The organism is Flavobacterium bomense (assembly GCF_003970355.1).
The window spans coordinates 616,954-638,189 of the sequence record NZ_RYDJ01000001.1 but is presented as its reverse complement, the minus strand read 5'-3'; the positions used below and the strand labels follow the sequence as shown (position 1 = coordinate 638,189).

18 protein-coding genes are annotated in these 21,236 nt (G+C 36.4%); 7 read left to right on the top strand and 11 right to left on the bottom strand.

Annotated elements, in window-relative coordinates; genetic code table 11:
• Window positions 1-111 precede the first annotated feature (111 nt).
• Complete coding sequence (locus tag EKL98_RS02750; RefSeq protein ID WP_126457541.1) at window positions 112-654, top strand: hypothetical protein; 543 nt, start codon at window positions 112-114, stop codon at window positions 652-654.
• 9 nt (window positions 655-663) lie between these two features.
• Window positions 664-1,995, top strand: coding sequence for an alkaline phosphatase D family protein (locus tag EKL98_RS02745; RefSeq protein ID WP_126561483.1), 1,332 nt, complete (start codon window positions 664-666; stop codon window positions 1,993-1,995).
• Here EKL98_RS02745 and EKL98_RS02740 read toward each other — a convergent pair whose 3' ends face one another.
• A complete protein-coding gene (locus tag EKL98_RS02740; protein ID WP_126457543.1) occupies window positions 1,996-2,346 on the bottom strand; it encodes a hypothetical protein in 351 nt (116 codons plus the stop codon).
• 127 nt (window positions 2,347-2,473) lie between these two features.
• Window positions 2,474-3,448: a polyprenyl synthetase family protein gene (locus EKL98_RS02735; RefSeq protein WP_126561482.1), complete on the bottom strand. Its 975-nt coding sequence runs from the start codon at window positions 3,446-3,448 to the stop codon at window positions 2,474-2,476.
• A 201-nt stretch (window positions 3,449-3,649) separates the two neighbouring features.
• Here EKL98_RS02735 and EKL98_RS02730 point away from each other — a divergent pair, with 201 nt between their 5' ends.
• From EKL98_RS02730 to EKL98_RS02715, 4 genes are all read left to right on the top strand, one after another.
• Complete coding sequence (locus tag EKL98_RS02730; protein ID WP_126561481.1) at window positions 3,650-4,249, top strand: TetR/AcrR family transcriptional regulator; 600 nt, start codon at window positions 3,650-3,652, stop codon at window positions 4,247-4,249.
• Window positions 4,246-5,610 (top strand): TolC family protein, encoded by a 1,365-nt coding sequence (locus tag EKL98_RS02725; RefSeq protein ID WP_126561480.1) that lies wholly within the window; start codon window positions 4,246-4,248, stop codon window positions 5,608-5,610. Before EKL98_RS02730 ends, EKL98_RS02725 begins: the two co-directional genes overlap by 4 nt.
• 5 nt (window positions 5,611-5,615) lie before the next feature.
• Window positions 5,616-6,683, top strand: a complete 1,068-nt coding sequence (locus EKL98_RS02720; RefSeq protein WP_126457547.1) for an efflux RND transporter periplasmic adaptor subunit — start codon at window positions 5,616-5,618, stop codon at window positions 6,681-6,683.
• A 76-nt stretch (window positions 6,684-6,759) separates the two neighbouring features.
• Window positions 6,760-9,936 carry an efflux RND transporter permease subunit gene (locus tag EKL98_RS02715; RefSeq protein ID WP_126561479.1) on the top strand — a complete coding sequence of 1,059 codons (3,177 nt, stop codon included), beginning with the start codon at window positions 6,760-6,762 and terminating at the stop codon, window positions 9,934-9,936.
• A 108-nt stretch (window positions 9,937-10,044) separates the two neighbouring features.
• Here the strand turns inward: EKL98_RS02715 and EKL98_RS02710 are convergent, their stop codons facing one another.
• Together EKL98_RS02710 and EKL98_RS02705 are read right to left on the bottom strand one after the other, a co-directional pair.
• Window positions 10,045-10,485, bottom strand: coding sequence for a LexA family protein (locus tag EKL98_RS02710; protein ID WP_126561478.1), 441 nt, complete (start codon window positions 10,483-10,485; stop codon window positions 10,045-10,047).
• Window positions 10,476-11,750 carry a Y-family DNA polymerase gene (locus tag EKL98_RS02705; protein WP_126457549.1) on the bottom strand — a complete coding sequence of 425 codons (1,275 nt, stop codon included), beginning with the start codon at window positions 11,748-11,750 and terminating at the stop codon, window positions 10,476-10,478. Before EKL98_RS02705 ends, EKL98_RS02710 begins: the two co-directional genes overlap by 10 nt.
• Window positions 11,751-12,140: 390 nt before the next feature.
• On the opposite strand from EKL98_RS02705, the gene EKL98_RS02700 reads away from it, so the two are divergent.
• Window positions 12,141-12,812, top strand: a complete 672-nt coding sequence (locus tag EKL98_RS02700; protein WP_126561477.1) for a hypothetical protein — start codon at window positions 12,141-12,143, stop codon at window positions 12,810-12,812.
• 81 nt (window positions 12,813-12,893) lie between these two features.
• On the opposite strand, the gene EKL98_RS02695 is transcribed toward EKL98_RS02700, so the two are convergent.
• The 7 genes from EKL98_RS02695 to EKL98_RS02665 form a co-directional block, all read right to left on the bottom strand.
• Entirely contained in the window at window positions 12,894-13,877 is a 984-nt protein-coding gene (locus EKL98_RS02695; protein ID WP_126561476.1) for a Gfo/Idh/MocA family protein, read from the bottom strand.
• 139 nt (window positions 13,878-14,016) lie between these two features.
• On the bottom strand, window positions 14,017-14,733 hold the full coding sequence (locus EKL98_RS02690; protein WP_126561475.1) for a DsbA family oxidoreductase: 717 nt from the start codon (window positions 14,731-14,733) through the stop codon (window positions 14,017-14,019).
• A gap of 209 nt (window positions 14,734-14,942) precedes the next feature.
• A complete protein-coding gene (locus EKL98_RS02685) occupies window positions 14,943-17,033 on the bottom strand; it encodes a TonB-dependent receptor (protein WP_233589343.1) in 2,091 nt (696 codons plus the stop codon).
• Between the two features lie 305 nt (window positions 17,034-17,338).
• The gene (arfB, locus tag EKL98_RS02680) at window positions 17,339-17,743 is read right to left on the bottom strand and encodes an alternative ribosome rescue aminoacyl-tRNA hydrolase ArfB (protein ID WP_126457557.1); all 405 of its coding nucleotides are present in this window, start codon (window positions 17,741-17,743) and stop codon (window positions 17,339-17,341) included.
• Between the two features lie 13 nt (window positions 17,744-17,756).
• A complete protein-coding gene (locus tag EKL98_RS02675) occupies window positions 17,757-19,877 on the bottom strand; it encodes a DUF4301 family protein (protein ID WP_126561473.1) in 2,121 nt (706 codons plus the stop codon).
• Window positions 19,832-20,461, bottom strand: coding sequence for a nicotinamide riboside transporter PnuC (gene pnuC, locus EKL98_RS02670; RefSeq protein WP_126561472.1), 630 nt, complete (start codon window positions 20,459-20,461; stop codon window positions 19,832-19,834). Before pnuC ends, EKL98_RS02675 begins: the two co-directional genes overlap by 46 nt.
• Window positions 20,461-21,180 carry a geranylgeranylglyceryl/heptaprenylglyceryl phosphate synthase gene (locus tag EKL98_RS02665; RefSeq protein WP_126516306.1) on the bottom strand — a complete coding sequence of 240 codons (720 nt, stop codon included), beginning with the start codon at window positions 21,178-21,180 and terminating at the stop codon, window positions 20,461-20,463. The genes pnuC and EKL98_RS02665 overlap by 1 nt, the downstream gene beginning before the upstream one ends.
• Between the last annotated feature and the right edge of the window lie 56 nt (window positions 21,181-21,236).

The following is a 21,236-nucleotide window of genomic DNA, read 5'->3' as shown; positions in this document are numbered from 1 at the left end:
TGAATATACCTTTTTGATTAAAATAGTTTGGCAAAAGTACAATAATACAATAAATTTATAATTTATTTTAAGATACTTTTACATCTTAAATTGTTAAAAATCTAGAAACTTATGGCAAAAAAGCGCTTTTTCGAGGTTACCAAATCGTTTTTAGTACTTATTGCCTTGTTTTTTGCAAGTGCTCTGTTTGCACAACAAAATACAATGTATACCACTATGCCAAACCAGTTTTGGAGAAATGTACAATTTGGAGGTGGACTGGGTTTAGGCTTTGGTTCCGGCTACACGGACATTTCGTTAGCGCCAAGTGCCATTTATAATTTCAATGAATATGTGGCTTTGGGACTGGGAGTGCAGTATAAATATTTGAAGCAACGCGATTTTTTTGCTTCTCATTTGTATGGCGGTAGTGTTATAGGATTATTTAATCCAATCCCCGAAATCCAACTTTCGACGGAACTGGAACAATTAAGAGTCAATGTAAATCTGGATGGATCCAATAGCAATTCTCAAAACTACTGGAATACAGGTTTATTCATCGGCCTTGGTTACAGATCTGGAAACGCCACTATTGGTGGGCGATATAATGTTTTGACTGACAAAAACAACATTTACGGCAGTGCCTTTATGCCTTTTATTAGAGTGTATTTTTAATTATCTGCGATGAAAAAAACTTTTCAATTATGCTGTATTTTATTTATAAGTTACAGTTTTGCTCAAAACAATATTTTACAATCTGGGCCCATGGTGGGGTATTGCGAAATGACCGAAGCGATGATTTGGTTGCAAACCAACAAAAAAGCTTCGGTGAAAATAGCTTATTTTGCCCTTGACAATCCTACTAATATATTCTACTCCGACGTGTATTCATCTTCAAAAGAAGTTGGCTTCACGCATCATATTATTTTAGATCAATTAGAACCCGGAAAAAAATATACGTATGCTGTTTTCATAAATGACAAAAAAATCATCTTGCCCTACGAGACTTGTTTTTCATCAAAGAAACTTTGGGAATGGCGCGAAGATGCTCCTGATTTCACAGTAGCCATTGGAAGTTGTTCCTATTTTAATGAAACTCCGCTGGACAGACCAGGAAAAGCCTACGGAAGTGAGTATGGCATTTTTGAAAGTATTGCCAAAAAAAATCCAGAAATCATGATATGGAGTGGTGACAATATTTATCTCAGAGAAGCGGACTGGGATAGTAAAACCGGGATTTATCATCGGTATACGCATTCAAGGTCGGTAAAAGAAATTCAGCCTTTGCTGGCAAAAACTCAAAATTTTGCCATTTGGGATGACCATGATTTTGGTCCGGATGATAGCGATGGCAGTTTTTATAACAAATTTCTAACTCAAAAAGCGTTTAAAGATTTCTGGGCAAATAAAAGCTACGGTATGAATGCTGAACAAAACGAGGGTATTTATTCTACCTTTAGCTGGAGTGATGCACAGTTTTTTTTATTGGACGATCGGTTTTTCAAGACCCCAAATAACAGAATTACGGGCGAAAGAACGGTTTTAGGAAATACCCAATTAGAATGGCTGATTAACGCACTAAGTTCCTCTAAAGCCAGTTTTAAAATAATTGTAATGGGCGTACAAGTATTAAATTCCGTAGCGGAAAAGGAAAACTACAGCAACTACCCCAAAGAGAAAGAAAAATTGCTAAAAGAAATTCTTGATAATAAAATTAAGGGCGTTTTATTCCTAAGCGGTGATAGGCATTTTACTGAATTTTCCGAAGTTCCCCGCGAGAATGCCTACTCTTTATTTGACTGGACCGTTTCACCGCTAACTTCCGGTGTTGCCGCTGAAGGGGCATTAAAGGAAAACAATATTTACAGATCCAAAGGCAGTTTGATTACGCAACATAATTTTGGTATGATTTCATTCTTGGGTTCAAAGGAAAACCGCCAAATAAAACTAACTGTTTTTGATACTGCGGGAACTGAATTATGGAATAAAACAATCTTAAAAAAAGACTTACAATAACTAATACTTATTCCGGAACCACACTTTTTGCCATTCTCTTTTTAGGATCAAAAAAGCGACTTGTTCTGCCAGAACTACTAAATCAGATCCGTCTAGTTTTTTTATTTCTTCTTCGGAAACATCAATTATGTATAATAAATTGAGGTATTCAGCAAATTTGTATTGAATAAGTCGATATATTTTTTCGTGAAGCTGCAACTTCAATTCACTGGGAGAAATACCCAACGGAAAATCAATTGCTTCGTTAGCGAGATTGAAATCCTTATTCATTTGTTCGATTAATTTCAAATATAAGTTTTCACCCGCGGCTTCAGCAAGTAGTAAATCGGTATTTTTTGGAACTATAAACATATCTTTAAATATCAATGGCAATATGAATGTCAATTTTCAATATTGTTATTATTGTACACTATACTTCTTGTTAAATTATAAATATAAACTTTCAAAGTCAATGTTGAAATTGATTATTGAAATTGAATTACACTTTTCTGCCCATTAAATTCTCCCCAAAAGATTTCAACATTGCTTTTTTATCGGCGCTAATATTCATTTTATCCAAGGTCTGAAACGCCTCAAAAGTAAAATCTTGTATTGCTTCCTGTGTTGCCGTAGCCGCACCAGAACTATTAAAAAGTGCTTTCACCGTCTCTATTTTATCCGTACTATTTTCCGGCTGAACAGAAAACAAATACCGCAATTCTTTAGCTTCCTCTTCTTTTGAAAAAGCTACTGCTTTTAGATACAAATACGTTTTTTTATTTTCTATAATATCACCGCCTACTTGTTTTCCAAAGGTTTCTGGATCCCCAAAAGCGTCCAAGAAATCATCCTGTAATTGAAAAGCCAAGCCTAAATTGAGGCCGAAATCATACACCAGATTTGCGTTTTCCTCGGTAGTTTCTGCAATAATCGCTCCCATTTTCATGGCTGCTGCTACCAAAACGGCCGTTTTGTATTGAATCATCATCAGGTATTCTGGAATGGTAACATCATTGCGTTCTTCAAAATCGACATCCCATTGCTGCCCTTCGCAAACTTCAAGCGCTGTTTTGCTGAACAACTTGGCCAAATCCCGAAAAATAACGGGCTCATATTGTTCAAAATATTGATAGGCTAAAATCAGCATCGCATCCCCAGATAAAATTCCGGTGTTTATATTCCATTTCTCATGAACCGTTGCTTTTCCTCTTCGTAGTGGCGCATCATCCATAATATCATCGTGAACCAACGAAAAGTTATGAAAAACTTCAACGGCTAATGCGGCAGGCAATGCTTTTTGATACGGCGCATCAAAAATTTCGGCACTCATTAAGGTCAGTACCGGACGAATTCTTTTTCCGCCAAGGTCTAAAATATACCGGATGGGCTCGTACAAATTTCTTGGTTCTTTGGTTTCATATTGTGCCTGCAAATACTCCGAAAGAAACCCCTGATATTGATAAATGGAATGCATAAAATAAATTTTTGGCTAATTTACTCTATTCAAATTGTATTACAAACATCGTTTTACCTTCAAATGTTAAATAAACCAAAATACATTGGAAACTATTTTGGTGTTTAAAGTTTCCGTCTTATATTCGCACTCGAAATTAATCGTTCAAATCAACAAATTTGAATTTAATTAAAAAATACTGAAACCATTTCAGCCTTAAAAATGAAAGAAAAAATTATAACTAAAGCAAGTGAGATGTTTTTAAAACTAGGTTTTAAGAGCATCACCATGGATGATATTGCAGGAGAAATGTGTATTTCTAAAAAAACGATTTATAAATATTTCTGCAATAAAGAATTACTTATTGAGGAAAGCACCACTGCAATTCACAAACAAATCCATCAAATTATTGACCGTATTATTGCCCAGAATTATAATGCTATCGCAGAAAATTTTGAAATACGAAAAATGTTTAAAGAAATGTTTCAATCCTCAGACGACTCCCCCATTTACCAATTAAAAAAACATTATCCTGAAATTTATGAGAAAGTGATGACAAGAGAAATCAATGAATGCAACACCACTTTTGAACAAAACATAAAAAAAGGAATCGAACAAGGTTTTTACCGCGAGAATATAAATATTGAAAGTTACACGCGATTTTATTATTATTTAATTTTCAGTATAAAGGGCTGTACCAGTTCCGAAAAAGAAGCTCAAAAGATAGAACTTGAGATTTTAGAATACCATACCAGAGCTATGGCAACTCCCAGCGGGATAATTGAACTTGAAAAACATTTACTTAACTATACTACAAAATGAAAACTATAATTTTACTAGCCATCCTGACCTTTGGGATTTCGGCTCAATCACAAAACTCAGGCAACCCAGGTACAAGTCCCGTACAAACACTTACGCTAAAAGAAGCCATCAACTATGCTCTAGAAAACAAAGCAGATGCCAAAAAAGCACAATTACAAGTAGAGAACAGTGAATACCAAATTCAGGAAATACGCTCCAGAGCTTTGCCTCAAATTTCAGCTAATGGCAATTTGACGTACAATCCTGTAATACAAACAACTGTTATTGACGGAGCAGGATTTGGCGCTCCGGGAACTACCATCCAAGCCGCTTTTGGCCAACCATGGATTTCTACTGCCGGAGTTTCTCTGACACAGGCTATCTTCGACCAAACTGTTTTTACCGGCCTAAAAGCAGCAAAATCTACCAGAGAATTTTACCAGATCAACAATCAACTAACAGAAGAGCAAGTAATTGAGCGTGTGGCCAATAATTATTACCAAGTCTATGTGCAGCGACAAAAACTAACGGTGATTGACAGCACTTTAAAAAATACCACCAAAGTAAGAAACATCATCAAAGGACAATATGACAATGGTCTAGCCAAGAAAATTGATTTGGATCGAATTATAGTAAAAATTTCAAACATCAATACACAACGTCAACAGGTACTGAATGCCGTACAAATACAAGAAAATACCTTGAAATTTTATATGGGAATGCCCATAGAAACCCAAATCGAGATTCCACAAACTGCCTTTGAAGTAGGGTCACAAGCATTGTCTGAAATTCCAAATACGGCAAACAGAACGGAATACTTGCTTTTGAAAAAACAAGAACAACTATTATTTTATCAAAAAAAGGCTATTGAAGCTGCTTATTACCCAACATTATCACTGAATGCCGGGTACAATTATATTGGTCAGGGTCCTGTAATGCCTTTGGGCGGAAAACCTTCTAAAGGAGTGTACTGGTCTGATTTCTCTTCGATTGGCTTGAATTTGAAAGTACCGATATTTACTGGATTTGGCACTCGTGCAAAAGTGAGACAAGCCGATGTTGACCTACGAACTATCCACGAAGAGTTGGTTGATACCAAGTTGTCACTTGACCTGGCTTTTGCCAATGCAAAAACGCAAATTGACAACAGCTTAACCACAATCAAAAATCAGAAAGAAAATGCCCAATTAGCCAAAGAGGTTTTAAATAACACCCGAAACAACTATATACAAGGATTAACCACACTGACTGATTTACTGGATGCCGAAAACTCATTGACCGAAGCTCAAAACAACTACACATCAGCCATATTAGAGTACAAACTGGCAGAAATACAATTAGTCAAATCCAAAGGGGAATTAAAAACACTAACCAATAAATAATCAAAATGAAAAAAATAATAATAACAGTAGTAGTAATTGTAGCATCCTTAGGACTAATTGCCTACGTATTAACCAATAATAAAAAAGAAAACGAAGCTAAAACAACTATTGTTGCGGAGAAAAACGCCTCCGTTTCTGTTAGAGTTGAAACCGTAAAAACCGAAGCTGTTTCATTAGATTTCTCATCCAATGGAAATTTTGAACCCATACAAGAATTAAAATTTTCTGCTGAAAAATCAGGTAAAATAACAAAGATACTTGTAAAAGAAGGCGATTATGTTTCAGTAGGACAAACACTCGCCATTGTACGAAGTGATGTTATAAACGTAAATGCGCAAAACGCTAATGCGGTGTATCAAAATGCGGTGGCTGATTACACCCGATTTGAAAATGCATACAAAACAGGCGGCGTAACTAAACAACAAGTAGATCAGGTAAAACTAGCAATGGTAAATGCTAAATTCCAGTTAACACAAGCAAATATCAATGTTGGAGATACAAGAATCAAAGCGCCAATTAGTGGGTTTATCAATAAGAAATACATCGAGGTTGGATCAATCATTTCTGCTACACCTGCTACGGAATTGTTTGATATTGTAAATGTTTCCAAACTAAAACTAAAAGTTAACGTTAACGAAAGCCAAGTGGCCAGTTTAAAAGTAGGTACCGTCACAAAAGTTGTAGCAAGCGTTTATCCAGACCAAATTTTCTCAGGGAAAATCACTTTTATCGCCTCAAAAGCGGACGAAATTTTAAATTTCCCCATCGAGATTGAAATTACAAACAACGCTTCCAACGGTTTAAAAGCGGGTATGTACGGAACCGCTGAATTTGCATCGAAACAACAAAAACAATCGTTGATGATTGTTCCTAGAGATGCTTTTGTAGGAGGTGTAAGCAGCAATCAGGTTTTTGTAATTGAAAGCGGAACTGCCAAATTGAAAACAGTTACAGCTGGAAGAATTCTTGGGGACAAAGTAGAAATTCTAAACGGACTCTCAAATGGCGAAACTGTAATTGTCACAGGTCAAATCAACCTTCAGGACGGATCTAAAGTGGATGTCATTAAATAGTCGAAAGTTGTAAACCCAAAGGTCAAAAGCAGAAAACGGCATGACCTTATACGTTAAGACCTAAAAATATAAATATATGAAATTAGCAGAAATATCCATAAAACGTCCTTCGTTAGTAATTGTATTGTTTACGATTCTAACACTTGGTGGACTGTTCAGTTACAGCCAATTGGGTTACGAATTGATTCCAAAATTCGAAACCAATGTAATTACTGTTGCCACTATTTATCCGGGTGCATCACCAAGTGAGGTAGAAAATACGGTTACCAAAAAAATTGAAGATGCCATTGCATCCTTAGAAAATATTAAAAAAATAGACTCGAAGTCCTACGAAAGTTTATCAACAGTGTCCATTACATTAACGTCTTCGGCTGATGTTAATATTTCCATGAACGATGCGCAGCGTAAAATAAATGCTATTCTTAGTGATTTGCCTGATGATGTTGAAACGCCTTCATTGACTAAATTTTCTTTAAGCGATTTACCAATTATGACTATTGGTGCCAACGGAAAAATGGATGAAGTTGCTTTTTACGACTTAATTGATAAAAAATTAGCACCCGTTATTTCTCGAGTAGAAGGTGTAGCACAAGTAAATATTATTGGCGGACAAGAAAGAGAAATTCAAGTAAATCTTGATGCGGTAAAAATGCAAGCCTACGGACTTTCGATTCCGCAAGTGCAACAAACTATTTTATCTTCTAATTTGGATTTTCCAACAGGAAACATTCAAACTCGTGAGCAGAAAATACTAATTCGTTTAGCCGGAAAATATAAAACTGTTGATGAATTAAGAAACTTAATTGTATCTTCTAAAAACGGAATACAAGTTCGTTTAGACGCTATTGCTGATGTTCAGGATACTCAAAAAATTCCTGAAAAAATAGCGCGTGTCAATCAAAAAAGTGCTATTATTTTACAAATCATCAAACAATCGGATGCCAATGCGGTTGCCGTAAGTGAAGAGTTAGTTAAAACAATTGCTAAACTGGAAACGGATTATAAAGCAAACGGATTAAAACTTGAAATAGCAAAAGACAGTACTATTTTCACATTAGAAGCTGCCGATGCTGTTGTGCATGATTTACTAATTGCGGTACTTTTAGTGGCTCTTGTGATGTTATTTTTCTTGCACAGCATCAGAAACTCATTGATTGTAATGGTTTCTATTCCTGCTTCATTAATTGCTACGTTCATTGGAATTTGTTTGATGGGGTATACCTTAAACTTAATGAGTTTATTAGGACTTTCTCTTGTGGTGGGTATTCTTGTGGATGACGCCATTGTGGTTCTCGAGAATATTTACAGGCACATGGAAATGGGGAAAAATAAAGTTCGAGCTGCTTATGATGGAACTGCAGAAATTGGTGGAACTGTTGTATCGATTACTTTAGTAATTGTAGTAGTGTTTCTACCAATTGCAATGAGTACCGGATTGGTTTCTAACATTATTACACAATTCTGTGTAACGGTTATTATCTCGACATTGCTGTCATTAGTCGCTTCATTTACAATCATCCCATGGTTATCTTCCAGATACGGGAAATTAGAACACATTCAAGGTAAAAATCTTTTTGGAAGAATCATCCTGGGATTTGAAAGCTATTTGACACGATTTACAAATTGGGTCTCCAGATTATTAGAATGGTGTTTGGATCATTATTTTAAAACACTAGCTATCGTTTTAGTACTCTTTTTTGGATCGATGATTAGTTTATTTGGCGGTGGATTTATTGGTGGGGAATTCTTTGCCGCGTCTGATAGTGGTGAGTTTTTAGTTCAGATAGAAATGCCAAAAGATGCTTCATTAGAGCAAACCAATTTCATGACGCAAAAAGCAGAAGCATTCTTGCAGAAAGAAGAGTATGTTTTTAGTCAAATTACAACGATTGGTCAAACCAGTGAAGGTCTTGGTGCTTCGCAAGCCACTGCTTACAAATCGGAGATAAACGTAAAAATGGTTGGATTAGACAACCGTAATGAACCTGCAAATGTGTATGCTGCAAAAACCAAACGCAAATTAGAAAAAATACTAGTTGGTGCCAAAGTAAAAACAGTTCCAGTTGGTATTTTAGGAACTGCAGAAGATGCTACTTTAGGATTAATTGTAACGGGGCCAAATGTAGAAAGCGCCATGCAATTTGCAAAAGCAGCAGAAAAAGAATTACGTACCATTCCTGGAGCAACAGAAATCGAATTGTCTGTAGAAGATGGAAATCCAGAAGTAAACGTAAAAGTCGATAGAGATAAAATGGCCGCTTTAGGATTGAGTTTGCAAACAGTAGGTATGACCATGCAAACTGCTTTTAGCGGAAATACTGATGGTAGATTTAGAGCTGGTGAATACGAATATGACATCAACATTAAATACAATGCATTCGACAGAAAAAGTATCGCAGATGTCAGAAACTTAATTTTCATAAACGATAGTGGTCAACAAATAAAACTGAATCAATTTGCAACCGTAACCGAAGGTTCCGGTCCAAGTGAATTAGAACGAAGAGACAAATCAGCATCGGTAACTGTAAAAGGCCAAAATGTGGGTGTGGCTTCAGGAACTATTGTAACACAATGGCAAGAAAAAATTGAAAAATTAAAAAAACCAACCGGTGTAAATTATATTTGGGGTGGTGATCAGGAAAACCAGTCCGAAGGTTTTGGTACATTAGGAATTGCGCTATTAGCTGCGATTGTCTTGGTTTACCTGGTAATGGTTTCGTTATACGACAGTTTTGTACATCCATTTGTGGTATTGTTTGCCATCCCGCTTTCCTTTATTGGTGCAATGTTGGCTTTGGCTTTAACCAATAATACACTGAATATATTTACCATTTTAGGTATCATCATGCTTATTGGTCTGGTGTGTAAAAATGCGATTATGCTTGTAGATTATACCAATCAAAGGCGTAAAGCTGGCGAAACGGTCAGAACAGCATTAATCCAAGCAAATCATGCGCGTCTTCGTCCAATTTTGATGACCACTATCGCGATGGTATTTGGTATGTTCCCCATTGCGCTAGCCTCTGGAGCTGGAGCGGAATGGAAAAACGGTTTGGCTTGGGTAATTATTGGGGGATTAATTTCCTCATTATTCTTGACTTTAGTAGTAGTTCCGGTAATTTACCAAATTATGGAAAAAGCCATCAGTAGACTTTCGAAAGGAGAAAAAGTTGATTATGAAGCTGAGATGGTTGCCGATTATGAGCATAAAGAACTAAGTGAAGATGGATTTAATCCAAAACATACCGTTTAAAATCTGAATTTATTATAAAAGATAAAACCTGTTCATTAGTTTGAACAGGTTTTTTTATGGCTAAAAATCCATTAAGAATTCAATTTTAACAATAGCAACAACTGGCTTTTACACCTTCTTAATCACATAGGTCACAATTCCCCAGATGATTAATTGATTTTCTTCCGTGACTTTTATCGGAGCATAATTGGGATTTTCAGGCATCAGATAAAAACAGTCTTTCTCCAGTTGTATGCGTTTCACCGTAAATTCTCCATCGATAAAGCAAATTGCAATTTTATTGTTCTGTGGCTCCAAGCTTCTATCCACAACAAGAACATCTTTATCATTGATTCCAGCATCAATCATAGAATTTCCTTTGACTCTGATGTAAAAAGTAGCTAATGGGTTTTCACTCAATTGCTTGTTCAAATCAATGCTCATTTCCATAAAATCTGCGGCCGGTGATGGAAATCCAGCCGAAACCCCTTCGTTTATGAAAGGAATTCGCAATTCACTTTCAAAATCAGGTAGAAAGAACATTAGTTTTTGTCCGTTATTTATTGGCATTTGATTTCGAGTATGTCTTTAAAATTAGTGGTGTATCCGGGTGACAAATGGTTCTGATTCATGTTCCAGGTCAGACTTAAATTTTGGGTAGCCAACTTTACTTTCTTGTCACCAATTTTGTTATTGAGACCATCCATCACTTTCATCAGCAGCAAATGTTTTGGGTTTTCTTCGTCAAACAGCTGCAATTGTTTCTTGTTTTGATCAATCAATTCCGTGACGATCACGCCCGCTTTCTTGAATTTCAAATGTTCATTTCCTTGGTGCAGTTTCTTCAACATTGCGATAGCAACATTAGAAATTGTCAATGTAGAATTTGACGCATACGGCAATGTAATCGCCATATTAAAATAATATTTTGAGGTTTGTACCGTATGTTTATCCACCACTAACATTACAATAATGGTATGACAGCAGGAATTTTGTTTGCGTAATTTCTCTGCACAAACCGCGGCAAAAGTTGCTACACGTTCGCGCAGCAAATCAAAATCAGCAATTTGTTTTGGGAAACTTCTGGTCGTAGCAATACTTTTCTTTTGGTCAACAATGGGCTCTAAATCCAATACTGATTTTCCTTCGAGTTCATATTTTAAACGCATCCCAATCACACCCATTTCTTTTTTGATCCAAGCTTCGTGTTGTGGTGCCGTAAAATCCAGAGCGGTCACAATATTTTTAGCTTTCATCTTTTTATTCATCCGGTAACCAATGCCCCAGACATCTTCAATCTTTGTCCATTTCAAGGCTTTGATGCGTTTTTCTTCGGTATCAATAACATACACTCCTTGCGTTCTGTCTTGGAATTTCTTGGCAATTTTATTGGCTACTTTAGACAATGCTTTGGTTTCGGCAAAGCCAATGCAAACCGGAATCCCTACCCATTTTCGTATCCGAGTTTTCATTTGGATTCCATACTCATGATAATCGGAAATCGTCAAACCATCAAAATTCAGGAAGGCTTCATCAATGCTGTAAATTTCTAGATTTGGTGTAAACTGCCCTAAAATAGCCATCACCCGATTGCTCAAGTCTCCATACAGTGCATAATTGGATGAAAATAATGTTATATTTTTCTCTTTTACCAATTCCTTAATCTGAAATGCCGGCGCACCCATAAGAATCCCGGCCGCTTTTGCTTCATTGCTTCTGGAAATCACGCAACCGTCGTTATTTGATAATATTGCAACCGGCTTTCCGTTGAATTTCGGCTGAAAAACACGTTCGCAGGAAGCGTAAAAATTGTTACAATCAACTAAAGCATACATGTTGCAAAATTACTCAATATCAGTTGAAGCGAGTTCGTAACAAAAGTTAATTTTAAGCACTGTTGATAAGTAGTTTTTGTAGTGAAAAGGATTTAAAAGTAGCTAATGCTCCTTTACTGGCATTCTTCTTTTATGAAAAACATCAACAGATACAGTAATTTTATGAAAAAAAATCATAATAATTGCTTTTCAATAAAATTGTTTTTTGTTTTTCATACAAATTAGAGTGCTGATTTTAAGTGGATTAAGTCTACAAAATCAGGCCGTACTTTAAAGACACAATCCCTTGATTAAAAATTTTGGCATGCTCCTTGAATATCCCTTATCAAATAACACAAAAAGCGAAAGCCGAAAAGCTCAAGAGTAGGCAAAATTCAAAAGAACTGTATCATGAAAAAAATTACCTTTTTAGTAGCTAGTATCTTCATATTGGGAGGTAGTATAGCGAATGCCACAGAAAAAATCGATTTTTCTGTAGAAAGAAGATCTCCAGTAGATTTTAGAGATGCCGACCCAATTGTGTTCACAGAAAGAGGAATTGAGTTTTTTATTTTCCCTGACGGACAATTAGATTTTAATACACGTCCTACAATTGGACGGGATATCTATTATAAGTCAAGCCGAAAAAATGGGGTAAACAAAACCTATGGTGCGCCAGGCAATGTGCGAAACGGGAATTATGGGGTAAAAGTAGCACACGATAATATGGGGAGAGTAAGACAAGTAGGAAATGTGTTTATCAACTATGATTCAAATGACCGCATCAAACGAGTGGGTTCCGTGTATATGACCTACAACCGATTTGCATTGGAACGCGTAGGAGGTTTAGAAATAATCTACAACCGTCATGGCCAGATTGTTGAAACTGTTGGCGCTGTAAAAGGTGGTAGAAGTTACCAATACGGTCAAAACAGAAATGATCGTGATGACGACAATGATTTTGGTGGCAACCAAAACTCAGAGGACGACGACTCTTACTATTACAGAACAAATGGCCCCAAAACAAAAATTGAAAAAACGAAAGGAACCGGTCGCGTAGCCATCGTAATCAATAGAAGATAGTTTGTTAGTTATAAATGGTTTGTTTGAAAAATCCCGTTGGTATTCGTATCAACGGGATTTTTGTTTGAACAATTGAAAACACTACAAATTCCCCATAATTTGGTCCATAACCCAACTCGTATGCGTTGCTGTCAAACCTGTAGAAGGGTGTGTACTGTGCCCAAGAAGGTCTTCTCGCATTTGCTGCACATGATACAACTGAATATTTTCAGGATGGTCAATGAGTACTTCTGTTTGTCCTTGTGCGTTCGAAAGCACTACAGGATCATTTTCAAATACAGAAAACGTTATTTTTCCTTTGCTTCCATAAATGACCACTTTATCTTCCCGTTCATAGCACCCAAAATTCCAGCTTCCGGTACCTGTAATTCCAGACTCATGCAACCAACAGGCAGTCGCGGCATCTTTAGCAGCGTACAATCCCTGTTGATTAATACTAAGCCCCGAAACTTCTTTTATATTTCCCAGTAAATGCGTGAATAAATCCAGGCCGTGACTTGCTAAATCATCAAAATAACCGCCTGCAGCAATCAACGCATCAGTTCGCCAATTGTATTCGCCTGATAAATCCGTAGAACTTGCAGGTTTACTCAAATGCCATCTTATGTGTCTGATGTCACCAATGCTATTGGTATCAATCCACGCTTTTATTTGTTCAAAACGAGGTAATGTTCGGCGATAATAGGCTACAAACAACGGAGTTTTTTTTGCTGCGAAAGCAGTACAAATCGAGAGGCTGTCTTGATAATTTGGAGACAAAGGTTTTTCGATACAACATATTTTACCGGCTGCAGCCACCATGAGTCCATACAATTTATGCACATCCGGAGGCGTGGCAATATAAATCGCATCAATCTCAGGATCATTAATCAAATCATCGGCATTTGTGTAATATTTGCTGATTCCGTGTCTTTTAGCATAATCCGCAGCCTTAACCGCATCTCTTCGCATTACTGCTACCACTTGAAAACCATCCGTTTTCTGGTACGCAGGACCACTTTTCAGTTCGGTAACATCGCCACAGCCTAATATTCCCCAGCGGATTACTTTTGTAGGTTCACTCATAATGATAATTTTTCATTGCCTCAGACGATTGTGCCCTACTGCGACTGTTTTGCTTAATAGTTAAACCAGAAAGAAATTATGCTTCTTGTAGATACAACGCTGGATGAAACTTAATTGCTTATCGTTTGAAATTCTCGTTTTACTCACAACCATCAATTCCACAACTGTCTCCATCGGTGGTATTCAATACCGTGACTTTCGAATCAAATTTGCCTTCCTCCCATACTTTTTCAAGTGTCTTCACAAAGGTTTCCACATGTTGCGCACCCGAAACTGCATATTTATTATCGAAAACAAAAAAAGGAACTCCTTGAACCCCGACAGATTGCGCCTCATTTATATCCTGCTGCACTTCATTTGCGTACGCATCAGAATTTAGCACTTCATCAATAGCTTCGCCATTCAGTCCTACTTCCAGTCCTAACGCCTTCAAAGTATCCAAATCATTAATATTCTTACCATCCGTTAAATAGGCTTTGAACAGTAATTCTTCTAAGTCATTTGTCAAATCATATTTTTTAGCCAAATGCAACAAGCGATGTGCATGCAGCGAATTGGCCATAACCGCTTTTTCAAAATTGAAATCCAATCCTGCATTTTTAGCATTTTCAGTCATATTATTCAGCATCTCTTGTGCCCAATCTTTATCTTTTCTATATTTTTCGGCCAAATGCTCAACCATATCATCCTCTGGAGAAGCAACAAAGCCGGCGTCTAACTGAAAACTTTTCCATTCAATTTCAACTGCATCTTTATGCTCAAAATTCTGTAAAGCACCTTCTATTCTTCTTTTTCCAATATAACAAAACGGACACATGATATCCGACCAGATTTGTATTTTTAATGTATTTCCCATTTTCCTTTAATTAAATTCAAAAATTAATTTTATAATACAAAATTAATCAATTCAGTTTTGAGCTTTTGGGGTTTTAGTGTTTAATTATAGATACTGGAATAGTAAATATTTATTTGAATCAGAAAATCAGAAAAGTAATCCTTTATAATAGAACCAAAAAAACCATCAAAATTGCTCGTGATGGTTTTTTGTCAACTATAATCATTATACTAAAACTTCAACGTCAAACCGGCAAGGAAATTAATTCCTGCTTGTGGATAATAATACGGATAAATATCATACATGTAGCCATTAGAAACATATTTTTTATCTAAAAAATTGTTTACAAGACCTGTTACAATTATTTCTTTAAAAATTGATTTGGGTTTAAAGGTGTACGCCACATTCAAATCATTCACAAAATAATCCGCCAACTTTGCAGCCGGTAATTCAATGTTGTTCATGTATTGTTCCCCAACGAATTTTTGCAACCACGAAATATGAAGATTCTCCACTGGTGTGTAGACCAGAATATTTCCCGCAATTATTGCTGGTGAATATGCGATTTCAGTAGTTCCGTAATTTTGACCTTCAACAGCTAAATCAATATTTTTATTGGCACTCAAGGTAAAATTAGGACGAATAATCAATTGGTCTGTCAACGCTATTGTAGCATCCACTTCCAGTCCTAAGCGGTAACTTTTTTCGCTGTTCGAACGTATCGGAGCACCTACATCGTCTAAACTCCCTGTCAAAATCAATTGGTCTTTATAGGCCATATAATACACATTCGAGTTAAATTGTACTTTTTCCGCAACATATCTCCACCCCAATTCAAAGTCATTTAGTTTCTCTGGCTTTACGTTTCCGCCTTCATAATCACTCCTATTCGGTTCGCGATTGGCTCTGGCATAAGACAAATACACGGAATTTCCGGAATTGATCGTATAGGTCAATCCCGTTTTAGGGTTAAAGAAATTAAACGTATCATCCACAAGTGTTGGTTGAACACCATTAGCCTTGTAATTCACTGAACGATATTGCAAATCTCCAAATAAACTTAGCTGTTCTGTGATTTGGTAATTGGCTTTCACAAAAACATTCCCGTCCGTTTTATTGGCATAATCATCATAATAGCGATCTCCCAATTCACTCTGTGAAGCATTTCGTGCCCAGATCACTTTTCCAAAATGGTCGCCTTCATACTTATTCCATCCACCACCAAAAATTACATCCAGTTTTTCCTCTTTATAATTAGCAGAAAAAGTAGTACCGTAAAAATCATTATCCAACCATTTTTGACGCACTAAATCCGTTCTATTTATTGTTGTTCCTCCAATAGTAATTGGCGTCAAGTTATAGCTGGAAAATTTAGCATCTTCTTTATAATTTTCATAGAATCCTTTTCCTTTGGTGTAATGCAAAGCAAAATTAGTACTCCAGTTTTCAGATATTTTTTCGTTCCAATGCAATTGAGAGTGATCTTGCTGGTAATTATCCGTTTCATTATCATAAAAACGAGCATTTCCTTGCTCGTCCGTAAAAGCACCTGATGAATTAAACGCTCGGTCATTCTGCAGCGTTTCTGCATCTATTCCGTTCCAAGACTGGTACGTTTTTTCAGTACCTCCAAAAACCAATGCTTTTATCAAAGTCGTTTTGCCGACATACGTTCCCTGCAGAAAATAGGATTTCAAATCAGAAGCGCCACGATCTACAAACCCGTCAGACTTGATGGCTGATAACCTTCCTGCGATTTCAAAATGGTCGTTCATCAAACCCGTACTGAATTTTACGGTGTGTTTTCTGGTATTGAAACTACCCACAGAGTTCGATATTTCACCAGAGCTTTCTTTGGCAAAATTGTCCGTCAACATGTTTAAGCTCGCCCCAAAAGCACCCGCTCCATTCGTAGACGTTCCTACGCCACGTTGCAATTGCAAACTTTCTAATGATGAAGCAAAATCTGGCATATTTACCCAAAAGGTTCCCTGACTTTCAGAATCATTGTAAGGAATTCCGTTGATAGTGACATTCACTCTTGTTGCATCGCTACCACGTACGCGAATTCCGGTATACCCTACTCCATTTCCCGCATCAGAAGTCGTCACAACTGACGGCAAATAATTCATTAAAATAGGAATATCCTGTCCTAAGTTTCGGAATTTGATTTCCTTTTTGTCCAAATTACTGAAACTTACCGGCGTTTTAGTAGTGACCCGCACCGCCGAAACCAAGACTTCATCAAGTTGGTTTACTTTCGTAGTGTCTTTAACTTGAGAAAAAGAGATAAATGATGTAAAGAGAAAGACAGAAGACATAAAATATGTCAGATTCTTGGACTTTGAAACTTTAAGACTTTGAGACTTTGAGACTAAAATAGTATTCATCCGTAAATAAGATTACGAATAAAAGGGGGAATTATTCCTTTTGTTAAATTAATAAATGATTGTTTCCTATGACAAATAGATAGTGTGCACGCTATTTTCTTTGTCATTTTTTCCCTTAGCGACATTACTCGCCCAGGTTCGTTGGGTATGATCTCAGCTCGTTATTTAGAGCACCCCTTTGAGACAGCGCAAAAGTAGTTTTTTTTGTTCGAATTTTAGAAATAAAAAATAAAATCTTATTCTAAATTTGGTTTTCTCCTGTTTTTCTTGACTTCAGAAATAGTCTTTTTATCCTTTATTCTTTTTCTAATGACTGATTTAGGGATTCTGGTGGGTTTTCTTTCTTTTGGAACAAGCAATGCATTTTTTATTAATTCCAAAAATCGTTTGATTACGAGTTCTTTGTTTCTAAATTGACTTCGGTCTTCCTCACAATTTAAAATTAAAACAGCATCAGTGGTAAGTCTGGACGATAATTTAGTTGCAATCAAAAGTTTTTCTTCATCCGTTAAAGCCAGAGAATGGTGCAGATCAAAAGTCAACACCACTTTAGAGGATACTTTATTTACGTTCTGACCGCCGGCTCCACTGCTGCGGACTGCTTTAAAACTTAATTCGGATACGATTTTTTCTATTTCCATTGATGCGTAAATTTTAGAACTGATGTGCCGGTTTCAACAAATCATTCACCGTTTTGACCGGATTAAAAGTAATCAAAGGCACCTCAACAAACACAGTCAGCCATTTAGCCATTGCGCCGTTCCATAAACCAGGCAATTCATACCCTTTGATGTTTTTGCCCGCTACATTTTTTTCCACAATAAAACCACTACTATAATCCACAAACTGAGTGAGATCAAATTTCTCTTTTTTATAATTTTTTAGGCTACAGACTAAATCAACCGGATTAAAATGGGTAGCAGCATCCAGAATCGTCTTTTGATTGTCGTTTGCCAAATCGACTTGGAAACCTTCTACGATTTGCAATGAAATTCCTCCTTGAAGATCCCGGACCCAAAACGGCCCTCCTCCGGGTTCACCCTCGTTTTTTACCATTCCGCATACGCGAATCGGCCTGTTTAAAATCGCTTTTATTTCCTTGACTTTATTGTCCAGACTGTCCGTATGAGAACCGTCCTTCATTGTAGTATTCAATTTTTCCTTCAAAAAAAGAATAATTTCATCTACAAACGCGGACTCAATTGCCACAGTATCCAAGGCGTTTAAATACCTGAAAACCTGCTGCTGTATTGCCAGCAAAATTCCCGCCAACCCTTTTTTGTACAAAGAAATTTTCTCTAAATTGTTTTGAATTACATTGTCAATGTTTTTGATAAATACTATATCAGCCTCTAAATTATTCAAATTGGCAATCAAAGCACCGTGTCCTCCGGGCCTGAAAACTAATTGTCCCTTTTCATCTCGGAACGGCTTGTTTTTCATAGTAACCGCAAGTGTATCAGTTCGCTTGCTTTGATAGGAAAAACTAACCTGTATTGTTACACCCGATTGCTTTTCAATTTTAGATTTAATTGCATCAATGCGGCTTTCAAACTTTTTTTGATGGGATTCTGACACTGTAAAATGCAAATAAGAACAGTTATTAGTGCTCGTATAATGCGTACATTCCTGTAAATGCTCTTCCACAGGAGTTGCAATATGGGTTTTGTATTTATGAAAAGGAAGAGTCCCTTTTGGCTGATTTGCAAAGTCAAAATAATCAGATGATAAAATGAATTTTATAAAATAATAATTTTTCAAACTTGGATCTAAAGTATCAAAAGCGGCATACTCGGCTCTGAGTCGTTTATCGATTGCTTCAAAAAAGGGAAGTTTTTCCATTCCCACGATAAAAACAGCAAGTTTATTTGCTTTTTTTCGGTTGATATAGGAATTAATTGATTCATTTTCAACATCAAATTCATTTATAAATTCCGCCAAAAACTTAAACATTCTGCTGGCTGCTCCGGAAGCAGGCACAAATTTCTGTAATTTCAGATTTGATTTATGGGTATCAAAAAAAAGGGATTTTTCTTGAAAATCTTTTTCAGATAGCTTTAAAATACCATTAGACACTGTTGCCGGACGAACCAAATCTGCTTTGGGGATACCGTTTTTAAAAAAATTCAATTGCTTTTGAATGTCTTTCATTGAGATTCCATACTCCTGAATATACAGAAAATCATCCGAGGAAAACCCGAGTTCCCTTGCTAAAGTTAAGTCGTTAACACTTGCAATTGCCTTTTTGAGACGCAAATCCTGGTCTCCGGAAAGGGTTATAAATGGTTTATTATTATCGATTAAAGATTGTTTAAACACGGCAAAAACAGATTCTCTTCCTTCTGCTTTGTCTCGCAAATCATCTTTTTCCCAGGGTACATCAATATCTGTCAGAAAAAACAAATCGTATTCATGTGCCCGAGCTGCTTCATGCAACAAAGGATCGCAATAGTTGTAATACACCTCCGAAAAAACTTTGGTCACCATTAAATTCGTATCACAAAAAAGATATTTATTGGCAATCAGCGTTCGTTCATTTTCTAATTTAGCTTGACCGTAAGCAATGGGCAGCATATCATCAACGGTACATATTTGCTGACTTGAATCCCACTTTTCTTGCAGGTAATCACGTGCAAACTCCGGAACCCATTCCGTTTTATAATAGTCCGCAAGCTGTCTGGCCAAGGTAGTTTTACCAGTGCTTTCAGGACCAAATAAAGCTATTTTAATTATTTTTGTAACTCCGTTTGAGAGCTGTCTGAGATTTTCTTCCATTCTAAATAGCCAAAAATGGCAACTATTGTAAATACTATGTATTGAAAACTGGTAAAGGTATAGCCTTTGGCAAAATACAACGGAATGGAAATTACATCTCCAATAATCCAAAACACCCAATTCTCGACTTTCCTTTTGGCCATGAGCCACATTCCCACAAAGAAAATCCCTGTAATAAATGTATCTACATAGGCATACCAAGTGGTAAATTTACCAAAATAGTGATATACTGAAACCACAAAAGCGACCGTAAATATAAAAAGAATTATCGCAATTCGTTTTTCAGAACTTGAAATTTTTGAAATTGGGAATTCTTCCGTATCACCTTTTTTTCGGGTCCAATGGTACCAGCCATAAATACTCATTACAAAATAATAGCCATTAATCATCATGTCACCCCACAAGGTCCATTTCCAGAGCAAATACACAAATATGGACGTACTCACTAATCCGGTTGGAAAAACCAGAATATTGTCTTTTTTGGCGTACCAAACACTCCATAGTCCAAAAATGACAGCTATAATTTCCAAGATAATATCTAATGTTGAATACTCGCTGTACTGCGAAAAAAAATAGTCTATCATTAATTAAGGTTAAAAAAATTAATATCCTTTTCAAAAGCGGTTCCTATAATTACTAGATCGGCTCCGGCAGCATACGCGTTTTGAATTCCCTGCAAATCTACAATACCACCACCAACAAGTAACGGAATTTCAATATTTTGCGTAACTAATGCAATCATTTCTAACGGAACAGCTTGTTTAGCGCCACTTCCCGCTTCGAGATAAATCAGTTTATTACCTAACATTTCTCCCGCTAGTGCCGTAGCCAATGCTAAATCCAGATTATTTCTATCTAAAGGCTTTGTTTTACTAATGCGTTCTACTGCGGTTTCAGTGCCGCTTTCAATCAAAATATAACCGGTAGAAATGATCTCGAGTTGGGTTTGTTTTAAAATGGGTGCCACTTTTACTTGGTGTTCGATTAAAAAATCAGGATTGCGACCAGAAATTAAAGACAAAAATAAAATTGCATCGGCTTTATCTGAAATCTGAGATGGGTTTCCAGGAAATAAAACGATAGGCAATGTGCTGCTTTTTTTTATTTCTATAATTAATTCGTCTAAAATGTTGTTTTCAACCTGGCTTCCGCCAATGAAAATATGTGTTGCGGGTGATTGATTGATTTTTGAAATTAAACTAGGTAAATTCACCAGAACTATTTTATCAGGATCCAGAAGAATCGCCAGGAGCTTTTGACATTCGACTTTAGATTGGATGATTTCGTTATAAATGTTTGTCATTTTTGGTACGCAGATAACGCGGATTTTGTGGATTTAAACGGATTTCTGATACTTTA

Coding starts and splice junctions, on each gene's coding strand:
- EKL98_RS02685 (WP_233589343.1), bottom strand. CDS start 17,033: ATGTCTTCTGTCTTTCTCTTTACATCATTTATCTCTTTTTCTCAAGTT.
- EKL98_RS02725 (WP_126561480.1), top strand. CDS start 4,246: ATGAAAACTATAATTTTACTAGCCATCCTGACCTTTGGGATTTCGGCT.
- EKL98_RS02735 (WP_126561482.1), bottom strand. CDS start 3,448: ATGCATTCCATTTATCAATATCAGGGGTTTCTTTCGGAGTATTTGCAG.
- EKL98_RS02710 (WP_126561478.1), bottom strand. CDS start 10,485: ATGCCAATAAATAACGGACAAAAACTAATGTTCTTTCTACCTGATTTT.
- EKL98_RS02695 (WP_126561476.1), bottom strand. CDS start 13,877: ATGAGTGAACCTACAAAAGTAATCCGCTGGGGAATATTAGGCTGTGGC.
- pnuC (WP_126561472.1), bottom strand. CDS start 20,461: ATGATAGACTATTTTTTTTCGCAGTACAGCGAGTATTCAACATTAGAT.
- EKL98_RS02745 (WP_126561483.1), top strand. CDS start 664: ATGAAAAAAACTTTTCAATTATGCTGTATTTTATTTATAAGTTACAGT.
- EKL98_RS02720 (WP_126457547.1), top strand. CDS start 5,616: ATGAAAAAAATAATAATAACAGTAGTAGTAATTGTAGCATCCTTAGGA.
- arfB (WP_126457557.1), bottom strand. CDS start 17,743: ATGGAAATAGAAAAAATCGTATCCGAATTAAGTTTTAAAGCAGTCCGC.
- EKL98_RS02700 (WP_126561477.1), top strand. CDS start 12,141: ATGAAAAAAATTACCTTTTTAGTAGCTAGTATCTTCATATTGGGAGGT.
- EKL98_RS02705 (WP_126457549.1), bottom strand. CDS start 11,750: ATGTATGCTTTAGTTGATTGTAACAATTTTTACGCTTCCTGCGAACGT.
- EKL98_RS02690 (WP_126561475.1), bottom strand. CDS start 14,733: ATGGGAAATACATTAAAAATACAAATCTGGTCGGATATCATGTGTCCG.
- EKL98_RS02730 (WP_126561481.1), top strand. CDS start 3,650: ATGAAAGAAAAAATTATAACTAAAGCAAGTGAGATGTTTTTAAAACTA.
- EKL98_RS02750 (WP_126457541.1), top strand. CDS start 112: ATGGCAAAAAAGCGCTTTTTCGAGGTTACCAAATCGTTTTTAGTACTT.
- EKL98_RS02675 (WP_126561473.1), bottom strand. CDS start 19,877: ATGGAAGAAAATCTCAGACAGCTCTCAAACGGAGTTACAAAAATAATT.
- EKL98_RS02740 (WP_126457543.1), bottom strand. CDS start 2,346: ATGTTTATAGTTCCAAAAAATACCGATTTACTACTTGCTGAAGCCGCG.
- EKL98_RS02665 (WP_126516306.1), bottom strand. CDS start 21,180: ATGACAAACATTTATAACGAAATCATCCAATCTAAAGTCGAATGTCAA.
- EKL98_RS02715 (WP_126561479.1), top strand. CDS start 6,760: ATGAAATTAGCAGAAATATCCATAAAACGTCCTTCGTTAGTAATTGTA.